This is a genomic window from Pseudomonas sp. GW821-FHT01D09 (genome assembly GCF_059422465.1).
Window position 1 is genome coordinate 60,433 of record NZ_JBWKWY010000013.1, and the last position, 20,821, is coordinate 81,253.

Genomic DNA, 20,821 nt, shown 5'->3' on the forward strand with positions numbered 1-20,821 from the left:
AGAAGCGTGGCGCATCGTAGCGCCTTACGCCTCTTCGCTTCACTGGCACGGCGGGTATCTGCCGATGAACGGTCAGAACAGGAAGTAACGCTGGGCCATCGGCAGCACGTCCGCCGGCTCGCACCACAACAGCTCGCCATCGGCCTTGACCTGGTAGGTCTGCGGGTCGACCTCGATGCTTGGCAGGTAATCATTGTGGATCAGGTCGCTCTTTTGCACCTGGCGACACCCCTTGACCACCCCGATCTGCTTCTTCAGGCCCAAGGCCTGCGGCAGGCCCTCGGCCAGCGCCGCCTGGCTGATAAACGTCAGGCTGGTGGCGTGCAGCGCGCTGCCGAAACTGGCGAACATCGGGCGGTAGTGCACCGGTTGCGGGGTGGGGATCGAGCCGTTGATATCCCCCATCAGGCTGGACGCAATCGCCCCGCCCTTGAGGATCAGCGTGGGCTTGATGCCGAAGAACGCCGGGCGCCACAGCACCAGGTCGGCCCATTTGCCGACTTCGATGGAGCCCACCTCATGGCTGATACCGTGAGTGATCGCCGGGTTGATGGTGTACTTGGCGATATAGCGCTTGGCGCGGAAGTTGTCGTTGCCTGCGCCGTCGCCGGGCAGCGGCCCGCGCTGTTTCTTCATTTTGTCGGCGGTTTGCCAGGTGCGCATGATCACTTCGCCCACGCGGCCCATGGCCTGGCTGTCGGAGCTGATCATCGAGAACGCGCCGAGGTCGTGCAGGATATCTTCGGCGGCGATGGTCTCGCGGCGGATGCGGCTTTCGGCGAAGGCCACATCCTCGGCAATACTCGGGTCGAGGTGATGGCAGACCATCAGCATGTCCAGGTGTTCGTCGATGGTATTGCGGGTGAACGGCCGGGTCGGGTTGGTGGAGCTGGGCAGCACATTAGGCAAGCCGCAGGCCTTGATGATATCCGGCGCATGCCCGCCGCCGGCCCCTTCGGTGTGATAGGTGTGGATGGTGCGGCCCTTGAGCGCGGCGAGGGTGGTTTCGACAAACCCTGACTCGTTGAGGGTGTCGCTGTGGATCGCCACCTGTACATCGTATGCGTCGGCCACGCTCAGGCAGTTGTCGATACTGGCCGGGGTGGTGCCCCAGTCTTCATGCAGCTTCAGGCCAATCGCCCCGGCCTTGACCTGCTCGATCAACGGCTCGGGCAGGCTGGCGTTGCCCTTGCCGGTAAAGCCCAGGTTCATCGCAAACGCGTCTGCCGCTTGCAGCATGCGCGCCAGGTGCCACGGGCCTGAAGTACAGGTGGTGGCATTGGTGCCGGTGGCCGGGCCGGTGCCGCCGCCGATCATGGTGGTGACGCCGCTGGTCAGCGCCTCTTCAATCTGCTGCGGGCAGATGAAATGCACATGTGAGTCGATGCCGCCGGCGGTGAGGATCATGCCTTCACCGGCGATCACTTCGGTGCTGGCGCCGATGGCCAGGGTCACGCCGGGCTGGATGTCCGGGTTACCGGCCTTGCCAATGGCGTGGATGCGGCCATTCTTCAAGCCAACGTCGGCCTTGACGATGCCCCAGTGGTCGATGATCAGCGCGTTGGTGATCACCGTGTCGACCACCTCGGCGGCCAGCAGTTGGCTCTGGCCCTGGCCGTCGCGGATGACTTTGCCGCCGCCGAACTTCACTTCTTCGCCGTAGGTGGTGAAGTCCTGCTCCACTTCGATCCACAACTCGGTATCGGCCAGGCGGACCTTGTCACCGACGGTGGGGCCGTACATGTCGGCGTAGGCTTGGCGGCTGATTTTCATAGGGCGTGTCCTGAGAAATTGATCGCTTTGATCGTTCCCACGCTCTGCGTGGGAATGCATCCGGTGACGCTCTGCGTCACGACGTTAAGAGCGGGACGCAGAGCGTCCCAGGCGGCGTTCCCACGCGCAGCGTGGGAACGATCAGTTATGAGGCCCTAAAGATCACCCATGATCTTCCCGGCAAACCCGAACACCCGGCGCAACCCTGCCAGCTCCACTAACTCCACCTCGCGACTCTGCCCCGGTTCAAAGCGCACCGCCGTGCCCGCCGGGATGTTCAGGCGCATGCCGCGGCTTTGGGCGCGGTCAAAGGTCAGCGCGTCGTTGGTCTCGAAAAAATGGTAATGGGAGCCGACCTGGATCGGCCGGTCGCCACGGTTGGCCACATTCAGGCTGAGGGTACGGCGACCGACGTTGAGTTCGATCTCGCCAGGCTGGATCTGGAATTGGCCAGGAATCATGCAGGTTACCCCAGGGTCTTGTAGTAGATGGCGGTCGGGCTGTAGCGCCCGTCCGGGCTTTGGCAGTAGTCCGGCAGCTCGCCGACTTTTGTGTAGCGCAGCGCCTGGTAGAAGGCTTCTGCCCCGGAGCCGGCCTCGGTGTCCAGGTACAGCAGGCCGCGCTTGTGCTGGCGGGCGGCGAGTTCCAGAGCGCTCATCAGTTGCTGGCCCAGGCCATGGCGGCGGGCGCTGCTGTGCACCAGCAGTTTTTGCACTTCGGCGCGGTTGAGGCCGTTGGCTTTGAGGCACAACGCCAATTGCACACTGGCGATCACTTGCTCGTCGCGCACCACTACCCAGAGCAGCAGGCTGCCCTCCTCGATACTCGCCTGCACACCGCTTAAATAGGTGCGGGCCTGGGCATCATCGAAGTCGGCCATGAAACCTACCGAAGCGCCATGCTTCACCGCGTCCAGCAACAGCTCAATCAAACCCAGGCGGTAATGGGCAAAACTTTCAGCATTCACTCGACGCAGTTGGGCAGCATTCATCGGGGTTACTCCTTGTGGACCGCCGGCGGCTGGGCGCCGGGGTTGAGCAGCAGTTGCATAAAGGTCAGGTCCAGCCAGCGGCCAAACTTGGTGCCCACCTGGGCCATCTGCCCGGTGATGTCAAAGCCCAGGCGTTCATGCAGGCGGATCGAGGCCAGGTTGCCGCTTTCGATGGCGGCGACCATCACGTGTTTGTCGCAGGCCCTGGCGCGTTCGATCAGGGCCTGCATCAGCCGTGGGCCCAGGCCTTTGCCGCGTTGGTCGTTGCGCACGTACAGCGAATGCTCGACGGTGTGGCGAAAGCCGTCGAAGGGCCGCCAGTCGCCAAACGAGGCATAGCCGACCACTTGCTCGGCCTCCACCGCCACCAGGATCGGGTAGAACTGCGCCTGGCGCGCGCTGAACCAGGCCTGGCGATTGCCCAGGTCCACCGGTTGCTCGTTCCAGATCGCCGTGGTGTTGAGCACGGCATCGTTGTAGATATCGCGGATCGCCGGCAGGTCGCCGTGCACCGCGTCACGAATCAGCAAGGACATGGCCGGGCCTCAGGCGATGGGTTGATGGACGGTCACCAGTTTGGTGCCGTCGGGGAAGGTGGCTTCGACCTGGATATCCGGGATCATTTCCGGGATGCCCTCCATCACTTGTTCGCGGCTGAGCAGGGTGGTGCCAAAGTGCATCAGGTCGGCCACGGTGCGCCCGTCGCGCGCGCCCTCAAGCAGGGCGGCAGAGATGTAGGCGATGGTTTCCGGGTAATTGAGCTTCACCCCGCGCGCCAGGCGGCGTTCAGCCACCAGGCCGGCGGTGAAGATCAGCAGTTTGTCTTTTTCCCTTGGGGTTAGGTCCATGGTCAGCAGTCCGTCATAAAAAACATTCTAAAAAACACCGAAGACTCATCAATGTAGGAGCTGGCTTGAGTATTCATGTGTTCCAAATTCTTGGGGGCACAGCCTCACGCCCCAGCAACGCCGGGCGCAACAGCCGCCATAAATCAATCAACCAGGCCCGCGCCAGCAGGGTTTCGCCGGCCAGGCAGCGCGCCACCAGCAAACCCGGCAGTTGGGTCAGGTCGCCGCGTACCGCGTGGGGCAGGGCGCGACACTGTTCCAGCAATTCACTGTCGATGTCACCGCTGACCAGCAAGGTGGCAAACACCGGCTGCCCATCCAGGCCAATCGGCGAGTCGAGCAGGCCGTCGTCGCCGACGATGCGCTGGCGCTCATGCCACAGCAACTGGCCGTCGCGGCGGATATCCAGGTGCGACTGGAAGTGCCCACGCTCGAAACGCTCGCCGCTGGCCGGGCGCCCCAGCGCCACCACATCCCAGTACAACAGCCGGGCGTCGCCGTGCAGGTCGATGCGGGTGCTGAGTTCGGCCTGGGCCGCGCTGAACACGATGGTTTCCTGGGGCAGCCATTCCAGGGTGGCGCCGGCCTCGACCGTCAAGGTCACCTGCTGATAGGCCGGCCCGCTGGCGCGGTACCACTTGGCAGCGCCGGGGCTGGTCAATTGCGCCCACGCGCCTTCGGCCAGGTGGGCGCTGATCTCCAGGCGATCGCCCCCGGCAATCCCGCCCGGCGGGTGCACAATGATGTGCTGGCACACCTCCGGGCCTTCGGCGTACAGGTGCTTTTGCACCCGCAGCGGGCCCACATGGCGGCGCAGCACCGGGCGTGTGCTGGCGCCGAAGCGTGCATAGCCCAACTCCAGCGCGGCATGCCAGCTGGGGGTGAACAGGGCGGTGGGGGCAGGAAGGGTCATGGCCAGGGCTTAATCAACAGGACGCTACAGATTAGATGGTAACCAGGCCGCGCACACCGTCGGCCTGCATATTTTCACCACGGCCCTGCTGGACGATCTCGCCCCGGGACATCACCAGGTATTGATCGGCCAGTTCGGCGGCAAAATCGTAGAACTGCTCCACCAGCAAAATCGCTATGTCGCCGCGCTCGGCGAGCTTCTTGATCACCGCGCCGATCTCCTTGATCACCGAGGGTTGGATACCTTCGGTGGGCTCATCGAGGATCAGCAGGCGCGGACGGCTGGCCAGGGCACGGCCAATCGCCAACTGCTGTTGTTGACCACCGGACAAGTCGCCGCCGCGCCGATGCTTCATTTGCAGCAACACCGGGAACAGTTCGTAGATAAACGCGGGGACTTCCTTGGCTTCAGAACCCGGAAAGCGCGACAGCCCCATCAACAGATTTTCTTCCACCGTCAGCCGCCCGAAAATCTCCCGGCCCTGGGGCACATAGGCGATGCCGGCGTGGACCCGCTGGTGCGGCTTGAAGCCGGTGATGGCCTTGCCCTCCCAGCTCACCGCACCTTCCTTGGCGGGCAACAGGCCCATCAGGCATTTGAGCAGGGTGGTCTTGCCCACGCCGTTACGGCCGAGCAGGCAGGTGACTTCGCCGACTTTCACGTCGAACGAAAGGCCGCGCAGGATGTGGCTGCCGCCGTAGTACTGGTGCAGCTTGTCGACTTGCAGCATGTTCAAACTCTCCTCAAATCCCCTGTGGGAACCGGATCAACTGTGGGAGCTGGCTTGCCTGCGATGGCGCTGTGTCAGTCACCCTCGCTATCGCTGGCAAGCCAGCGCCTACATAAAGCGGATTGCATCAGGCTCAACGACCGAGGTACACCTCGATCACCCGCTCGTTTTCCTGCACCTGCTCCAGCGACCCCTCCGCCAGCACGCTGCCCTGGTGCAGCACTGTCACATGGTCGGCAATCGAGCCGACAAAGCCCATGTCGTGCTCCACCACCATCAGCGAATGCTTGCCCGCCAGGCGCTTGAACAACTCGGCGGTGAACTCGGTCTCGGCGTCGGTCATGCCGGCCACCGGCTCATCGAGCAGCAACAGTTGCGGGTCTTGCATCAGTAGCATGCCGATTTCCAGGAACTGCTTCTGGCCGTGGGACAGCAAACCCGCCGGGCGCTGTACCGAAGTCGTCAGGCGAATGGTGTCGAGCACTTCATCGATGCGGTCCTTCTGTTCACCGCTCAGGCGCGCCCGCAGGCTGGCCCACACGGACTTGTCGGTCTTCTGCGCCAGCTCCAGGTTCTCGAACACGCTCAGGGCCTCGAACACCGTGGGCTTCTGGAACTTGCGGCCGATGCCGGCCTGGGCGATCTGCACCTCGTTCATGCGCGTCAGGTCCAGGGTTTCACCGAACCACGCCTTACCGTGGCTGGGGCGGGTCTTGCCGGTGATCACGTCCATCAGCGTGGTCTTGCCCGCGCCATTGGGGCCGATGATGCAGCGCAGCTCGCCGACGCCGATGTACAGGTTGAGGTCGTTCAGCGCCTTGAAACCGTCGAAGCTGACGCTGATGTCTTCCAGGGTCAGGATCGTGCCGTGGCGGGTATCGAGGCCCTTGCCGGCGACCTGGCCGAGGCCGATGGCGTCGCGGCTGCTGCCGGCGTCAAGCACGGGTTCAAGCATGAACTCAGCGGTTGCCGTGACTCTCATTGTTCGCCCCTTTTCTTCAGCAGGCCGATGATGCCCTTGGGCAGGTACAGGGTGACGATGATGAACAGCGCCCCCAGGAAGAACAGCCAGTACTCCGGGAAGGCCACGGTGAACCAGCTCTTCATGCCGTTGACCACACCGGCACCCAGCAGCGGGCCGATCAACGTGCCGCGCCCGCCCAGGGCCACCCACACGGCGGCTTCGATGGAGTTGGTCGGCGACATTTCGCTGGGGTTGATGATGCCCACCTGTGGCACGTACAGCGCCCCGGCGAGGCCGCACAGCACCGCACTCAACACCCACACAAACAGCTTGAAGCCACGCGGGTCATAACCGCAGAACATCAGGCGGTTTTCCGCGTCGCGCAGGGCCGTCAGCACCCGGCCGAACTTGCTCCGGGCCAGGCGCCAGCCGATAAACAGGCTGCCCACCAACAGCAGCACCGTGGCCAGGAACAGCACCGCCCGCGTGCCGGGCTCGGTAATGCCAAAGCCCAGGATGCTGCGGAAGTTGGTAAAACCGTTATTGCCGCCAAAGCCGGTCTCGTTGCGGAAAAACAACAGCATCCCGGCAAAGGTCAGGGCCTGGGTCATGATCGAGAAATACACGCCCTTGATCCGCGAGCGGAAGGCAAAAAAGCCGAACACCAGCGCCAGCAAACCCGGCGCCAACACCACCAGGCACAGGGCCCAGAGGAAGTGCTGGGTGCCGAGCCAATACCACGGCAGTTCGCTCCACGACAGGAAGGTCATGAACTCCGGCAACTCGCTGCCGGCGGCCTGGCGCATCAGGTACATGCCCATGGCATAACCGCCGAGGGCGAAGAACAGGCCGTGGCCCAGGGACAACATGCCGGCGTAGCCCCACACCAGGTCCAGGGCCAGGGCAACGATGGCGTAGCAGAGGATCTTGCCCACCAGGGTCAGGGTGTAGGCCGAGACGTGGAGGGCGTTGTCGGCAGGCAGCAGCGACAGCAGCGGCAACGCCAGCAGTACGGCGAGGATCACCGCGCCCAGCGCAATCGTCACCTTGGGGCCGGCCTTTTGCGCGGCTGTAAGCATCAATGGCTGGTTCATCAGTCGATCACCCGTCCTTTCAGTGCGAAGAGTCCCTGCGGGCGTTTCTGGATAAACAGAATGATCAGCGCGAGGATCAGGATCTTGCCGAGTACGGCACCGATCTGCGGTTCAAGAATCTTGTTGGCGATGCCCAGGCCGAAGGCGGCCATGACGCTGCCGGCCAACTGGCCGACGCCGCCGAGTACCACCACCAGAAACGAATCGATGATGTAGCTCTGGCCCAGGTCCGGGCCGACGTTGCCGATCTGGCTCAGGGCCACGCCACCTAAGCCGGCGATGCCCGAGCCGAGGCCAAAGGCGAGCATATCCACACGCCCGGTGGGCACGCCGCAGCAGGCGGCCATGTTGCGGTTCTGCGTCACGGCGCGCACGTTGAGGCCCAGGCGGGTCTTGTTCAGCAGCAGCCAGGTCAGCACCACCACGCACAGGGCAAAGCCGATGATGACGATGCGGTTGTATGGCAGCACCAGATTGGGCAGCACCTGGATCCCGCCCGACAGCCAGGCCGGGTTGGCCACTTCGACGTTCTGTGCGCCGAACAGCAGGCGTACCAGTTGGATCAGCATCAGGCTGATGCCCCAGGTGGCCAGCAGGGTTTCCAGCGGCCGGCCGTAGAGGTGACGGATCACCGTGCGCTCCAGCGCCATGCCGATGCCGGCGGTGACAAAAAACGCCACCGGCAGCGCGATCAGCGGGTAAAAATCGATGGCCTGAGGCACGTAGCGCTGCATCAGCAACTGCACCACGTAGGTGGCGTAGGCACCGAGCATCAACATCTCGCCGTGGGCCATGTTGATCACCCCGAGCAAGCCGAAGGTGATCGCCAGGCCCAGGGCCGCCAGCAGCAGGATCGAGCCCAGGGACATGCCGCTGAAGGCTTGCCCAAGGATCTCCCCCACCAGCAGCTTGCGCTTGACCTGGGCCAGGCTGGTTTCGGCGGCGGTGTGCACCCCGGCATCGGTTTCTACGCCGGGCGCCAGCAAGGCTTCCAGGCGGGTGCGGGCCAGTGGGTCGCCGGTGCTGCCCAGCAGACGCACGGCGGCCAGGCGCACGGCCGGGTCGGGGTCGACCAGTTGCAGGTTGGCCAGGGCCAGGCTCAGGGCGCTGTGCACGTCGTCGTCGGTTTCGCTGGCGAGTTTCTGGTCGAGGAATTTCAGTTGGGCCGGGGTTGCGCTTTTTTGCAGTTGTTGCGCAGCCGCCAGGCGCACCTTGGGCTCGCTGGCGAGCAACTGCTGGCTGGCTTGTACGTTGTTGATCAAGCCGCGCAGGCGGTTGTTCAGGCGCACGGTCTTGGGTTCGCCGTTGACCATGAGTTGGCCTTGTTGCAGGGCGTTGACCAACTCGATACGCGCAGGGTCGGGCTGGGCGGCCCAGGCCTGCAACAGCTTGGCTTGTTGGCTCGGGTTGGCGGCGAGGAAGTCTTCGGCATCGCCGGCGTGTGCGGCCAGGGGCAGCAGCAGCAGGCAGGCCAGGAGGAAGCGGTGGAGGGCAGTGGGCATAAACAAATGTCCTGGTCATGCGCGGACTAGGTTTATGTGGGAGCGGCGATTCGACCTGCTCCCACATTTGATCTGTGGTGCGGTTTAGTTGCTCTTCACCGCGTGATCCGGCTTCTTGTCATTGCCCGGGATGTACGGGCTCCACGGCTGGGCACGGATCGGCCCTTCGGTCTGCCACACCACCGAGAACTGGCCGTCGGACTGGATCTCGCCAATCATCACCGGCTTGTGCAGGTGGTGGTTGGTCTTGTCCATGGTCAGGGTGTAGCCCGATGGCGCGGCGAAGGTCTGGCCGGCCAGGGCTTCACGCACTTTGTCGACGTCGGTGGATTTGGCTTTCTCCACCGCCTGCGCCCACATATGGATGCCGACGTAGGTGGCTTCCATCGGGTCGTTGGTCACGGCCTTGTCGGCACCCGGCAGGTTTTTTGCCTTGGCATAGGCTTTCCAGTCGGCGACGAACTTGGCGTTGACCGGGTTCTGTACCGACTGGAAGTAGTTCCACGCGGCCAGGTTGCCCACCAGCGGCTGGGTGTCGATGCCGCGCAGTTCTTCTTCGCCCACCGAGAACGCCACCACCGGCACTTCGGTGGCCTTCAGGCCTTGGTTGGCCAGTTCCTTGTAGAACGGCACGTTGGAGTCGCCGTTGACCGTGGACACCACGGCGGTCTTGCCGCCCGCCGAGAATTTTTTGATGTTGGCCACGATGGTCTGGTAATCGCTATGGCCGAACGGGGTGTAGACCTCTTCGATGTCCTTGTCGGCCACGCCTTTGGAATGCAGGAACGCGCGCAGGATCTTGTTGGTGGTGCGCGGGTACACGTAGTCGGTGCCCAGCAGGAAGAAACGCTTGGCGCTGCCGCCTTCTTCGCTCATCAGGTACTCCACCGCCGGGATCGCCTGCTGGTTCGGCGCGGCGCCGGTGTAGAACACGTTGGGCGACATTTCCTCGCCTTCGTATTGCACCGGGTAGAACAGCAGGCCGTTGAGTTCTTCAAACACCGGCAGCACCGATTTGCGCGACACCGAGGTCCAGCAGCCGAACACCACCGCGACCTTGTCCTGGGTCAGCAACTGCCGGCCCTTCTCGGCAAACAGCGGCCAGTTGGAGGCCGGGTCGACCACCACCGCTTCGAGCATCTTGCCGTTCACTCCGCCCTTGGCGTTGATCTGGTCGATGGTCATCAGCGCCATGTCCTTGAGGGACGTTTCGGAGATGGCCATGGTCCCGGACAGCGAGTGCAGGATGCCGACCTTGATGGTCTCGGCGGCCTGGACGGTCCAGGTCAGGCCCATGGCAACAATGGATGCCGACAGGGTGAAAGCCTTGATCAAGCTGCGACGCTTCATGGTGCGGTCTCCAGAACTCAATATTTTTATGAGGGCAGATAGGGGCGTTGCAGGAGCGTTTGCAAAGGCTGTGCCTATTGGCTGCGTTGCCCTGTTCTGTGGGCCATGGGCTGGATCGGTCGGTCAGGCTGCACCAAGTGGGGGCTTGCCGGGCGGGCTGGTGCGTGACGTGCGCCCGAACGGGGCAGGGCGGGTGGCCCGGTGGATAACTATTTAGCGCCCTCGCGTTCGCGCCAACGGTGAACATCGCCGTGACCCTGGCCAGCGTCTGGTCACGGCATATTTGAGGGAAAGTCATGGAACGACCTAAGCGCGGCTGGTTTGGCGGCGGCTTGAAGTCAGATGTTGCGCTGCCTCCAGTGGGGCCGGCCTTTGTCAGCATGGATGATGCGGCCCGCTACGCGCACCAGCAGATCGGCGAGCGACGGGATGTCGAGTACGGTGGGGTGATTCTGGAGAGCCTGGCCGATGGCTATTTTTATGCCACAGCCCCCATGGCCGGGGAGCGTAATAGTTTCGATCACTGGAAGGTGTTGAAGGTCGATAGCAATGGGCAGTACCTGCACCCGGAAGGCTATCGGTGCGTGGCCGACTATCATTCCCACCCCGATCTGTTCGATGAGTTCAAAGCCAATAATCCTGAGTTTTCCGAGCGCCAGGTCAGGGCACTGAACAGCTTCTTTTCGGATATTGACCTGGCCATCAACATTCAGGAACGTGGATTTTTTTCCGCGTCGTATCTGTCCGGGCCTGACGGCGCACTGCTCAAGCATGTCACTCGCGGCTCGGAGGCGGAGCGGCGTTTCGGGGTCTGGCTCGATCAGCGGCTGCCCTTCAATCACGTCGACGGTCCTGGCGATAATCAGCCGGAGAGTCTGATCAAGAAGACCCTCAGTGTCAGCCAGCTGTCGATTGTGGTGCCCAGTCCCTTGTGGGGCGGTTCGATAGGCACCGTGCCTGGGCAGTGGCAACCGTTTTCGGCATTTGTCTCAAGTAGCTACGAGTTGCCGGCCTGCGGGCCTGTCCAGGCCGGTGTGGCGGCGGTACAGGCCTTGCTGGAGCACCGCAGCCCCCAGCCGGCCCGGCCGGTGTTTATCCTCAAGCACATCGACAAAGAGGACTATGTGCTGGTCGAACCGTTGGCCGGTGGCGCGGCCAGTGTGTCTATCCAGCAGCTCTTTCCATTGACCCCGCAGGGCACGCGCGTCACGCACGAGTATTTTCATTGGTTTGGCGTCTACCTGGGGCGAACGGCGGTGCCCCTCCAGCTCGCCGCTCAGGAGCCGTGGTTGTATCGCAATTTCTTCACCCCCCTTGAACTGGCCACCCAGCTTTACCAGGGGCACCAGTCTGTCCAGTTGCTGGGGCCAAGGCACCGTCTTTCGTTGTACCGCAGCCTCAATGATGGTGCGTTGCTGCAATACACCTGTTCGTTCTCGGCGGACGAGGCCGCGCTGTTTCGCGTCGAGCCAGATGGCCGGGTGCTGGATAACCAGATCGATTCGGCGCTGCTTGCAGGCGCTCTGCGCCCCCACGAGTTTGTCCTGCGTGTGGCGGCGGCGGGGCATTTGTCGGTGATCCGCCCGGGCAAGATCTGGGACAAGACCGGCCCGGTCGATGCGCAATGGCGTGCCTTTTCCCAGATCCCCAAGCCGGTCTTGAGCCCGGCCTTTGTCACGGCTGACGATGCGGCCCGCTGGGCCCATACCCGGATCGGCAACCGCCGTGACAAGGAATACGGCGGCGCGGTGTTGAAACAAGGCGTGCGCTATTTCGCCACTGAACCGATGGCTGGCGAGTCCATACACGTTGATTTTCGCACGGTCATGCCCAGCGATGAGCATGACTACTTTGTCGCGCCATCGCCCTTCACCTGCGAGGCGTTTTATCACTCGCACCCGGCGGGTTCCGTCGGCGAGGCACAGTTGCAGGCGCAGTTCTCGGCCGAGCAGGCCAGCCTGTTTATCAGCTTTTTTTCGGCCGATGACCAGGCGTTTGTCATCGGCAATCGCGACTTCGCCCCGGCCCACTACTTGTCCGGGCCCGAAGGCTCGTTGCTCAAGTACGTGAGCAGCGGGTCGGCAGAAGAAAAAACGCTGCTCCAGCAACTGCTCGGTGAACGCAAGATCGAGCCGTTCAATGAGTTTGAAGGGGCTATCTGGAACCTGGCCACTGCCGGCGACCTGCGGGTGGTCGTGCCCAATCGTGTCTGGGGCGGCGTTCGTGGCCGTGTCGCCAGGGGCTGGACACTCGGCAGCCCGCTCAGCCCTGCCGGCACCGTGCAGGAGCAGCCCTTCTTCACCCCCGTGACGAACATGGGGCAAGTGGCCGCGCTGATCGCGCTGAGCAACCTCAGCGCCTTGCCGGCCGGTGCGTACCAGGGGTTTGTGCTCAAGCACCAGAGCACCGCGAGCTATGTCGCGACCCTGCCTGTGGCGGTCGGCACGAGCCTGGCGAGCCAGTTCCCGACGCGGGCCGATGGCCAGCCAAGACTGCTCTCCAACTACCGTGTGGTGGGGCTCTACCGCAATGCGCCCGCCGTGGAGCCGAAGCAACTGCCGGCGCAGGAGGCCTGGCTGTACAAACGGTTCGCCAGCCCTGCGCTGCTGGTGGAGGCCATGGCCCAGGCGCTGGCCACCTTTGCCCAGCAGGTCGCCGGGCTGGGGCTCAGGCTGTACCTGCGCACTGCCGACAACGCCTTGCTGCAGTGGCAGGTGCCGAGTGCCGCGTCGGTAAACGAACTGTTTACGATCAGCGGCCAGACGGTGACCGATAACGGTAACCAGGCCGCCTTGCTCGACGGCACGCTGTCCCCCCGGGAGTTTGTACGCCGGGTGATCCGTGCCGGCGAGCTGTCGGTGCTCCAGCCGGGCGCTTTGTGGAACACCCTCGGGCTGGTGCACGGCAGCGAGCGGTTGCCACTGGGGTCGGGCACCCAGGCCTTGAGCGCGGCGTTCCTCACCGCCGACGATGCCGCGCGCCATGCCCACGAAAAGATCGGCTTTCGTCGGGCCACGGCGTATGGCGGTTACATCCTCAAGGCTGGAACCGGGCGGTTTGTATTCACCGAGCCCCTTAGCATCTACGGCGATGGTTTTGCCGGCGACCTGCTGACGCCGTTCGTGGGCAATGGGTTGCTGGTGCCGCCAGCGGGTTATGAGCTGTATGCGCGCTACGCCTCCCACGCTGCGCTGTCCTCGGCTGATCGGGAGCGTCAACGGCGGTTGGGCTGGACGCTGACTGACCTTGAAGTGCACACCACGATGTTCTCGGACCAGGAGATCGGTTCGGTGATTGAGTCCGGGTTGCCTGCCTATCTGAGTGGCTCGCCGAATAACCTGATCAGCTATACCCCCAGTGGTTCGGCCAGGGAGCTGCTGGTCCAGAGCAATACCACCCGTGAGCCTGGCAAAAACGGCTATTTCGAGCGGCTGGAAGCGGGTGTGCTCAAGCCGGTGGATATCGTGACGAGGCTGGCCGACGCGGGCAGCCTGCAGGTGCTGGTTCAGAGCCCACTCTGGGGGCCGCGAGGCAGGGTCTACGACGACTGGGTGGCCAATTTCGATTACGCCGCTATCGACCTGCAAAGCCCGGCCTTGGGGGCGATTTTCAGTAGCCAAGACGAGGCCGCCCTCAATGCCCATGTCCGTTGGTATGGGCGCAACCTGGACGCCCAGGGGTGTACGGCGTATGTGCTCAAGAACCCGCAGGCCGATGAGTACGTGGTCAGCGAGTTGCTGCCGGTCAGCTCCAGTGGGCGTTGGTTAAGCGACTCCTCCAGGGCGGTTGGCTATCTGCACGGTGGTAGCTTTGCCAGCCATTTTGTGGTGGTGGGGCTGCTCTATTCCCAGCAATGGCTGCCTTCGGGGTTGTCCACGGTGCAGGCCTGGCTGACCCAGTTCTTTGTCACCCCGGATGTTCTGCTGCGTGCCGAAGAAGATGCCCGGTATCTGCCGCGTGCCTCGGCTACTGGGGTGTTGCCGGTCTACTTGTCTACGCTCGATGGCGCCCTGTTGCGTTATCAGCCACAAGCCTCGTCGTTGCTCCAGGCAGGCAGCCCCGGTGAGGGCGCGACGATCCAGGGCATGAACCTGCGTAACGGCACGTTTGACACCCACAGGTTTATTTCATTGATCGCCCGCGCCGGTGACCTGCGGGTGCTATACAGCAGCCAGTGCTGGGACCGTCGTGGCGTGGCGGTTCAAGGTGCCGGGCAATGGCGGCCTTATGCCAATTTTGTGCGCCGTCGCCTGGGCCCGGCCTTCCACGACCAGGATGATGCGGTACGTCATGTACGCTCGCTGCTCCAGGGCAACGGGTTGATGGGCGGGTTGGTTCTCAAGCGTCCAGATGGGTTGTTTGTGGCGACCGAACCGTTGAAAGTGCCCCGTGAAGATTTTGACCCCAAATGGATTTTTCCTGATGAGGTGGTCAGCACCGGCGGTTTTCCTGCGGCCCACACCCTTGTGGCGCGTTACCGCTCAAGCCCGGTGCGCGAGTTGCCTTTCGCCCTGGAGGCCGAGCAAGCGGGCCTCTATCGCAATATGTTGTCCACCCGGGTGATTTCAGCGGCCCTTGCGGGCCAGGATGCCAGCCTGACCCGCGAGTACCTGTTGGGCTCCGATGGCTGTGTGGTCAGTTACACCCGCAGCCAGACCGCGCTGGAAGGCCAGCTGAAGATGGACTTGCAGCCGCTGAACCCGGTACGGGCGGACTTGTTGAACAACCGTATCGAACGCCAGATCCGTCAGGGAGAAACGACCCCCGCTGCGTTTGTCGCCCGCCTTGGCGCTGCCGGGGCTTTACACGTGGTGGAGGGCAGCAAAACCTGGGGCATTGCGCGGCGCATCAGCGGGGAGCTGATTGCCGCGCAGCCTGAGCCGTTGATGATCAGGAATGCCCTGGCGGACCCGGCGTTCAGCCCGGTTTTTGCCCAGGAAAAAGATGCGGTGCGTTATGCCCATGAGCAGTGCCGGCCTGGGGAGAACCTGCAGTTTGGCTACGTCTTCAAGTCGAAGAAAAACGGGCGCTATATGGTCAGCCTGCCGTTGGTGCGCCAGAGTTATCGCGACTTCGGGCAAGTGTTTCCCCACGGCCTGTTCCCCCAGGACTACAGGCTGGAGGGGTTCTACCTCTGCGCGAGCAATGAAGCCCTGGCGCCTGACAGTGACCCACTGCGCCAGGCCTTCTTTTCCCCCACGGATATCGACACCGCCATCCGGTTTTCCCTGCATGGGGTCAAGGACAAGCAACTGGCGCTTTACCTATCGTGCCAGGACGGTGCCCTGCTTCAGTATCAGTACCAGGGCAGTGAGGCCCAATTGGACAGCTGGGGGCGATTGGTCGAGATCCGGCAACAGTTGTGGGAAGGCGAAAGGACGGTGCTCAGTTATGTGCGTGATCTTGTTGCAATCGGCCATCTGGATACCCTGGTCCAGGGGCGTGTCTGGACCACTCGCAACCGGATCGATCAGTTCTGGCAACCTGGCGTGGCCGAGGCGTTTGTCGAGCCGTGGGCGGCGGTATGTGGCCCGGTGTTTTCCCATGAGGATGACGCCGTGCGTTATCTCAAGCGCCGATTCTCGCCCTATAGGGATCAGCAATACCTCTCTGCGGTGCTGGCCGACACTGAGGGCGCTTCGTTCCTGGCCACCCGGCCAGTGGCGCCGGGCATGGGGCTGGCGATGATTTTGCGCCTGTTCTATAGCGGCCCCCGGGGAGTGGTCCAGCCGGCGGTCCCTCCTGCCCCTATGCCGGACTTTCCGGCCGATTATGGGGTTGCGGGTGTTCACCTGCTCTACAGCAGCATGCCTGTAACGGGCAGCCGTGAGCCAAAGGACCAGGCCCTGGTGCGCAATTTCGTGGCACCGGACTTGATGAGCTATTTCATTACGGTGTTGCGCGGGTTATCTCGCCCGGCCGCCGCCCTGTACCTGTCGTGCCAGGGCGGTGCGCTGTTGAAATACCAGCCCAGTTTCTCTGGGCTGGAAAGCCAGGTACTGGTCGCCGGGTCAACGGTTCATCCTTCGGTGTTTCTAAAGGGCGTGGTCACCGCCGGCAAGCTGTTTATCCTGGACCGGGACGCCTTCTGGATGAACGAAGGGCTGTTGACCGAACAGCATCTGGGGCAGGCCAACGGTTTGCGGATCGACGCCGCGGCGGTGGACGAGCCACTGAGTATCCGTGACCGGGATGAGCTGTAGGCCCTTTAGCGCCGGCGCATCAGGCCAATAAAAAACAACCCGCCAATCGCCGCCGTGGCTACGCCAATGGGCAGGTCTTCGGGGGCGATCAGGGTGCGTGCGGCGACATCGACCCACACCAGGAACAGGCTGCCCAACAGCACGCACACCGGCAATAGGCGCCGGTGTTCGGCGCCCACCAGGCGCCGGGCGATATGCGGCACCATCAGCCCGACAAAGCCGATGGAGCCGCTGATCGACACCAGGACGCCGGTCAGCAGTGAGGCGATCAAGAACACTTTCAGGCGCACATTGCGCGCATTCAGGCCCAGGGTCACGGCGGTCTGCTCGCCGGCCATCAGCGCATTGAGCGGGCGCGCCATGCCCAGCAGCAACAGCAGGCCCAGCAGCACGGTGAGGCTGGGAACCGCCAGCAATTCCCAGCGCGCCAGGCCCAGGCCGCCGAGCATCCAGAACATCACCGCCGAGGCGGCGCGATGGTCGCCCATGAACAGCAGCAGGTTAGCCGCTGCCATCATCACGAATGACACCGCCACCCCGCACAGCAACAGGCGATCACTCTCCAGCCGACCATTGCGGCTGGCCACCGCCAGCACCACCAGCATGCTCAGCAGCGCGCCGATAAAGGCGGCGATGGGCAAGGTCAGCAGGCCGATGATTTCGCCCACATGCAACACCACAATCACTGCGCCCAGGGTGGCGCCCGAGGTCACCCCCAGCAGGTGCGGATCGGCCAGCGGGTTGCGTGTGACTGCCTGCAAGACCGCGCCGATCAGCGCCAGCCCGGCCCCCACCAGCGCGCCGAGCAACATGCGCGGCACGCGGATCAGCCAAACGATATGTTCCTGGCCCACCGCCCAATCCACCGCCCCGATACCCAGGGCCTTGTGCAGCAGGATCCGCCACACCACGTCCACCGGCACCCGCGCCGAACCAAAGCCCAGCGAGACCACACAGGAGGCCAGCAGCACCGCGCCAAGGACGGCGAGCAGCAAGGCGTAGCGGCGCTCGATCATTGGCCGTGGAACCCCTTGGCCAGGGTTTCTACCGCCAGCACATTGTCGATACCCGGCGTGGCCTGCACGTAGGGAATCACGATAAAGCGCCGCTGCTTGATCGCGTCCACCGCTTGCAGGGCCGGGTTATCCAGCAGGAACTGGATTTTCTGTTCGGCGGTGATTTCGCTGTAGTCGACGATCACGATCACCTGGGGGTTGCGTTCCACCACCGTCTCCCAGTTGACCCGGGTCCAGCTGGCGTCCACGTCGTCGAGGATATTGCGCCCGCCGGCGGCCGCGATCAGCGCCTGGGGCATGCCCAGGCGGCCGGAGGTCATGGCGCGGTCTTCGCCGCTGTCGTAGAGGAACACCCGTGGTTTTTCGGCGGGCAGGGTGTCCTGCACCGCGCCGACCTGGGCCTGCAGCCGGGCGATCAGGGCGTTGGCGCGGTCCTGCACATCGAAGATCCGGCCCAGGTTGCGCAGGTCGTTATAGGTATCGTCCAGGGTTGCCGCCGGGCGCTTCATCACGAACGCGCAGGACTCGGTCAGCTCCAGCACGTTGATGCCCAACGGTTGCAGGGTTTGCGGGGTAAGGTCGCCCCCCACGCGCATGCCGTAGTCCCAGCCAGCGAAGAAGAAATCCACATTGGCATTGAGCAGGGTTTCCACCGACGGGTACTTGCTCGCCAGCTCCGGCAGGCCGTCAAGCAGGGTGGCCATTTGCGGGGTCACCGCCTTCCAGCCGGTCACGCCGCTGTAGCCGACCATGCGCGACTTGAGGCCCAGGGCGAGCATCATCTGGGTCATGTTGATGTCGTGGCTGACCGCGCGTTCGGGGGCCTGGTTGAAGGTCACCTCGCGGTTGCAACTCTGGATGGTCAACGGGTAGCGAGTGGCCTCGGCAAAGGCCTGGCTTGCACCGCACAGCAGGGCAAGGCACAGCAGGGAACGCAGGATCATGGTTGGGTTATCCAGGTGATTCGCGGGTAGCCGGAAAGGGGGTGGGTATCGATCAAGGCCTCGACCCCAAACACCTCGCGCAGCAGTTCGGCGGTCAACACCTCGTGGGGCGTGCCGCTGGCGACGATACGGCCATGGTTGATCACGTACAGGCGATCACAGAAGGCAGCGGCCAGGTTCAGGTCGTGGATGCTGGCCAGGGTGCCGATTTTCAGGCGCTTGACCAGCTTGAGCAGCTCCAGTTGGTAGCGTGGGTCGAGGTGGTTGGTCGGCTCGTCGAGGATCAGCAATTGCGGTTGTTGGGCCAGGGCGCGAGCGAGGATCACGCGCTGCTTTTCACCGCCGGACAGGGTGGCGAAGGCATGGTCTTCAAAGCCCAGCAGGCCGACGGAGTGGAGGGCCTGTTGAATCAGTTGGCGGTCGTGCGGGGTATCGCTGTCGAACAGCCCTTTGTGCGGGGTGCGGCCCATGGCGATCACTTCATCGACCCGCAGGCCGAAGGCGTCGGGGAACTCCTGCAGCACCACGGCAATGCGCTGGGCGCACCAGCGCGAGGATTGCTTCCACACGTTCTGGTGATCCAGGCGCACTTCACCCTGCTCGGGCTTGCTGAAGCGATAGGCGCAGCGCAACAGGCTGGTCTTGCCGCTGCCATTGGGCCCGATCAACCCGACAAACTCCCCGGCACCCACCTGCAGGCTGGCATCACGCAGGTGGAACTGGTGATGACAGTGGCCCAGGCCCTGGGGGGACCAGGCGAGGTGGTGGAGGTTGAGTGTGGGCATCAAATATCTCAAGTCAAGCAGCGATCCAGTGTGGGAGTGGGCTTGTGTGGGAGCGGGCTTGCCCGCGATGGCGGTGTATCAGTCAACTAATGTATCGACTGACACTCAGCCATCGCGGGCAAGCCCGCTCCCACAGGGTGCATGTGTAGTCCGCCGTCACGGTACTGGCTGCTGGCTTCGAGTGGGGGGGCAATGCTTCAAGTGTTATAAGTTAACACTTCTTAGGTTGGTGATGAAAGCCCGCGTAAGATACATAACGCCTCTATGTAGGACATCTCGCCAACCTCATGCCGAAGATGAGGCCGACTCACGTTGCTTGAACCAGCGCGCCAACACCAGCCGATCCAATACCCACACCCCGATCAGCGAGGCGCCGACCAGCGGGAAAATAATCGCCAGGGCCAGCATGATCGCCATTGCGGTCTTCCACTTCGGCAGGTCATGGCGCAACGGCGGAACCCCCAGGCCACCCTGTGGCCGGCGCTTCCACCAGATCACCAGGCCGCTGACCGCACTCAAGAGAATCATCAGGCACACCAGCAGCACGATGATCTGGTTGACCACGCCGAACATCTTGCCCTCGTGCAGCATCACCCCGGACTCGGTGACCCGCGCCACGGTGTTGTAGTGCTCCCAGCGCACATCGGCCAGAACCTTGCCGGTGTATTGGTCGACATGCAGGGTGGCATCATTGCGCGGGTCGTTGGCGAACACGGCGATGGTGAACACGCCCGTGGCCGTGGCGGGGAAGGTGATGCTGTAGCCCGGCTCGACCTGGCGTGCGGTGGCCAGGTCCACCACCTGTTGCAGGCTGATCGCGGGGGCGGCCGGGCCGTGGTGCATGCCGCCGTGTTGCATGTGTTCGGCATGCTCGCCGGACATCGGCAACGGCGTGTTTTCCAGGGCCCAGGGCACGGTCTGTTGCGTGGCGGTGTTGAGGCTGCGGGCCTGCTGGTCGGATTGCGGTACGTCGTTCCACATCGCTGCTGGGAAGTGGTTCCACAGATCAGCGTATTGCTTGCCCCAGAAGCCGGTCCAGGTCAGGCCACTGAGGATCATCAGCAGCAGGAACGCCGCGCCCCAGAACCCGGCGACCGCGTGCAGGTCACGCCAGAACAGGCGCCCGCGACCGCCCAGGCGCGGCCACAGGATGCCGGCGGCGGATCTACCCCGTGGCCACCACAGGTACAGGCCGGACACCACCAGCATCACGCCCCAGCCCGCCGCGAGTTCAATCAGGCGGTCGCCGGTGGTGCCGATCATCAACTCACCGTGCAGGGCACGGACGATGGCTTGCAGGTTGTAGGTCGCGTCCTGCTCGCCGAGCACGTTGCCGCGATAGGGGTCGACGAACACTGTCAGTTCGTGGCCGGCATTGTGCAGGACAAATTGCGCGCTGCTGCTGGCGTCCACCGGTGGCAGGTATTTGCTGATGGTGGCTTGTGGGTAGGCAGCCTTCGCCCGTTGCAGTTGCTCGTCGGCGCTGAGGGTCTGCGCAGCGGGCTCGACCTTGAGCAGGTCGGCGTACATCAGCGGGTCCAGCTGGGGCTTGAACAGGTAGATGATGCCGGTCACGGCCAGCAACACCATGAAGGGCGCAACAAACAGCCCGGCGTAGAAATGCCAGCGCCAGGCCAGGTTGTAGAAGGAAATCTTTGGTGGATTCATCAGGGTGCTCCGCAAGGTTTTTATTTATAGGTCGGTCGGT

The 20,821-nt window shown here is 63.5% G+C and carries 16 protein-coding genes; 1 reads left to right on the forward strand and 15 read right to left on the reverse strand.

Annotated features, from left to right (window positions below; genetic code table 11):
• Positions 1-72 precede the first annotated feature (72 nt).
• The 11 genes from ureC to urtA form a co-directional block, all read right to left on the reverse strand.
• Positions 73-1,773 (reverse strand): urease subunit alpha, encoded by a 1,701-nt coding sequence (gene ureC / locus AC07W7_RS14110; RefSeq protein ID WP_495039518.1) that lies wholly within the window; start codon positions 1,771-1,773, stop codon positions 73-75.
• 155 nt (positions 1,774-1,928) lie between these two features.
• Positions 1,929-2,234, reverse strand: coding sequence for an urease subunit beta (locus tag AC07W7_RS14115; protein WP_076961529.1), 306 nt, complete (start codon positions 2,232-2,234; stop codon positions 1,929-1,931).
• Between the two features lie 5 nt (positions 2,235-2,239).
• A complete protein-coding gene (locus tag AC07W7_RS14120; protein WP_495039519.1) occupies positions 2,240-2,764 on the reverse strand; it encodes a GNAT family N-acetyltransferase in 525 nt (174 codons plus the stop codon).
• 5 nt (positions 2,765-2,769) lie between these two features.
• Positions 2,770-3,300 (reverse strand): GNAT family N-acetyltransferase, encoded by a 531-nt coding sequence (locus AC07W7_RS14125; protein WP_236308983.1) that lies wholly within the window; start codon positions 3,298-3,300, stop codon positions 2,770-2,772.
• 9 nt (positions 3,301-3,309) lie between these two features.
• Complete coding sequence (locus AC07W7_RS14130; RefSeq protein ID WP_032862374.1) at positions 3,310-3,612, reverse strand: urease subunit gamma; 303 nt, start codon at positions 3,610-3,612, stop codon at positions 3,310-3,312.
• 73 nt (positions 3,613-3,685) lie between these two features.
• Complete coding sequence (locus AC07W7_RS14135) at positions 3,686-4,525, reverse strand: urease accessory protein UreD (protein ID WP_169863779.1); 840 nt, start codon at positions 4,523-4,525, stop codon at positions 3,686-3,688.
• 31 nt (positions 4,526-4,556) lie between these two features.
• Positions 4,557-5,255 carry an urea ABC transporter ATP-binding subunit UrtE gene (gene urtE / locus AC07W7_RS14140; protein WP_495039520.1) on the reverse strand — a complete coding sequence of 233 codons (699 nt, stop codon included), beginning with the start codon at positions 5,253-5,255 and terminating at the stop codon, positions 4,557-4,559.
• 133 nt (positions 5,256-5,388) lie between these two features.
• Positions 5,389-6,237 carry an urea ABC transporter ATP-binding protein UrtD gene (gene urtD, locus AC07W7_RS14145; protein WP_495039521.1) on the reverse strand — a complete coding sequence of 283 codons (849 nt, stop codon included), beginning with the start codon at positions 6,235-6,237 and terminating at the stop codon, positions 5,389-5,391.
• Complete coding sequence (gene urtC / locus AC07W7_RS14150) at positions 6,234-7,313, reverse strand: urea ABC transporter permease subunit UrtC (RefSeq protein WP_495039522.1); 1,080 nt, start codon at positions 7,311-7,313, stop codon at positions 6,234-6,236. The genes urtD and urtC overlap by 4 nt, the downstream gene beginning before the upstream one ends.
• Positions 7,313-8,815 (reverse strand): urea ABC transporter permease subunit UrtB, encoded by a 1,503-nt coding sequence (urtB, locus tag AC07W7_RS14155; protein WP_495039523.1) that lies wholly within the window; start codon positions 8,813-8,815, stop codon positions 7,313-7,315. Before urtB ends, urtC begins: the two co-directional genes overlap by 1 nt.
• Before the next feature lie 84 nt (positions 8,816-8,899).
• Positions 8,900-10,165, reverse strand: a complete 1,266-nt coding sequence (gene urtA, locus AC07W7_RS14160) for an urea ABC transporter substrate-binding protein (RefSeq protein WP_099170161.1) — start codon at positions 10,163-10,165, stop codon at positions 8,900-8,902.
• A 296-nt stretch (positions 10,166-10,461) separates the two neighbouring features.
• Here urtA and AC07W7_RS14165 point away from each other — a divergent pair, with 296 nt between their 5' ends.
• On the forward strand, positions 10,462-16,368 hold the full coding sequence (locus AC07W7_RS14165) for a DUF4329 domain-containing protein (protein ID WP_495039524.1): 5,907 nt from the start codon (positions 10,462-10,464) through the stop codon (positions 16,366-16,368).
• A gap of 5 nt (positions 16,369-16,373) precedes the next feature.
• On the opposite strand, the gene AC07W7_RS14170 is transcribed toward AC07W7_RS14165, so the two are convergent.
• The 4 genes from AC07W7_RS14170 to AC07W7_RS14185 all read right to left on the reverse strand — a co-directional run bounded on the left by AC07W7_RS14170 (position 16,374) and on the right by AC07W7_RS14185 (position 20,781).
• Positions 16,374-17,384, reverse strand: coding sequence for a FecCD family ABC transporter permease (locus AC07W7_RS14170; protein ID WP_495039525.1), 1,011 nt, complete (start codon positions 17,382-17,384; stop codon positions 16,374-16,376).
• The gene (locus tag AC07W7_RS14175) at positions 17,381-18,328 is read right to left on the reverse strand and encodes an ABC transporter substrate-binding protein (RefSeq protein WP_495039526.1); all 948 of its coding nucleotides are present in this window, start codon (positions 18,326-18,328) and stop codon (positions 17,381-17,383) included. The genes AC07W7_RS14170 and AC07W7_RS14175 overlap by 4 nt, the downstream gene beginning before the upstream one ends.
• The gene (locus AC07W7_RS14180) at positions 18,325-19,113 is read right to left on the reverse strand and encodes an ABC transporter ATP-binding protein (protein WP_495039527.1); all 789 of its coding nucleotides are present in this window, start codon (positions 19,111-19,113) and stop codon (positions 18,325-18,327) included. Before AC07W7_RS14180 ends, AC07W7_RS14175 begins: the two co-directional genes overlap by 4 nt.
• Before the next feature lie 285 nt (positions 19,114-19,398).
• On the reverse strand, positions 19,399-20,781 hold the full coding sequence (locus AC07W7_RS14185) for a PepSY-associated TM helix domain-containing protein (protein ID WP_495039528.1): 1,383 nt from the start codon (positions 20,779-20,781) through the stop codon (positions 19,399-19,401).
• Positions 20,782-20,821 lie beyond the last annotated feature (40 nt).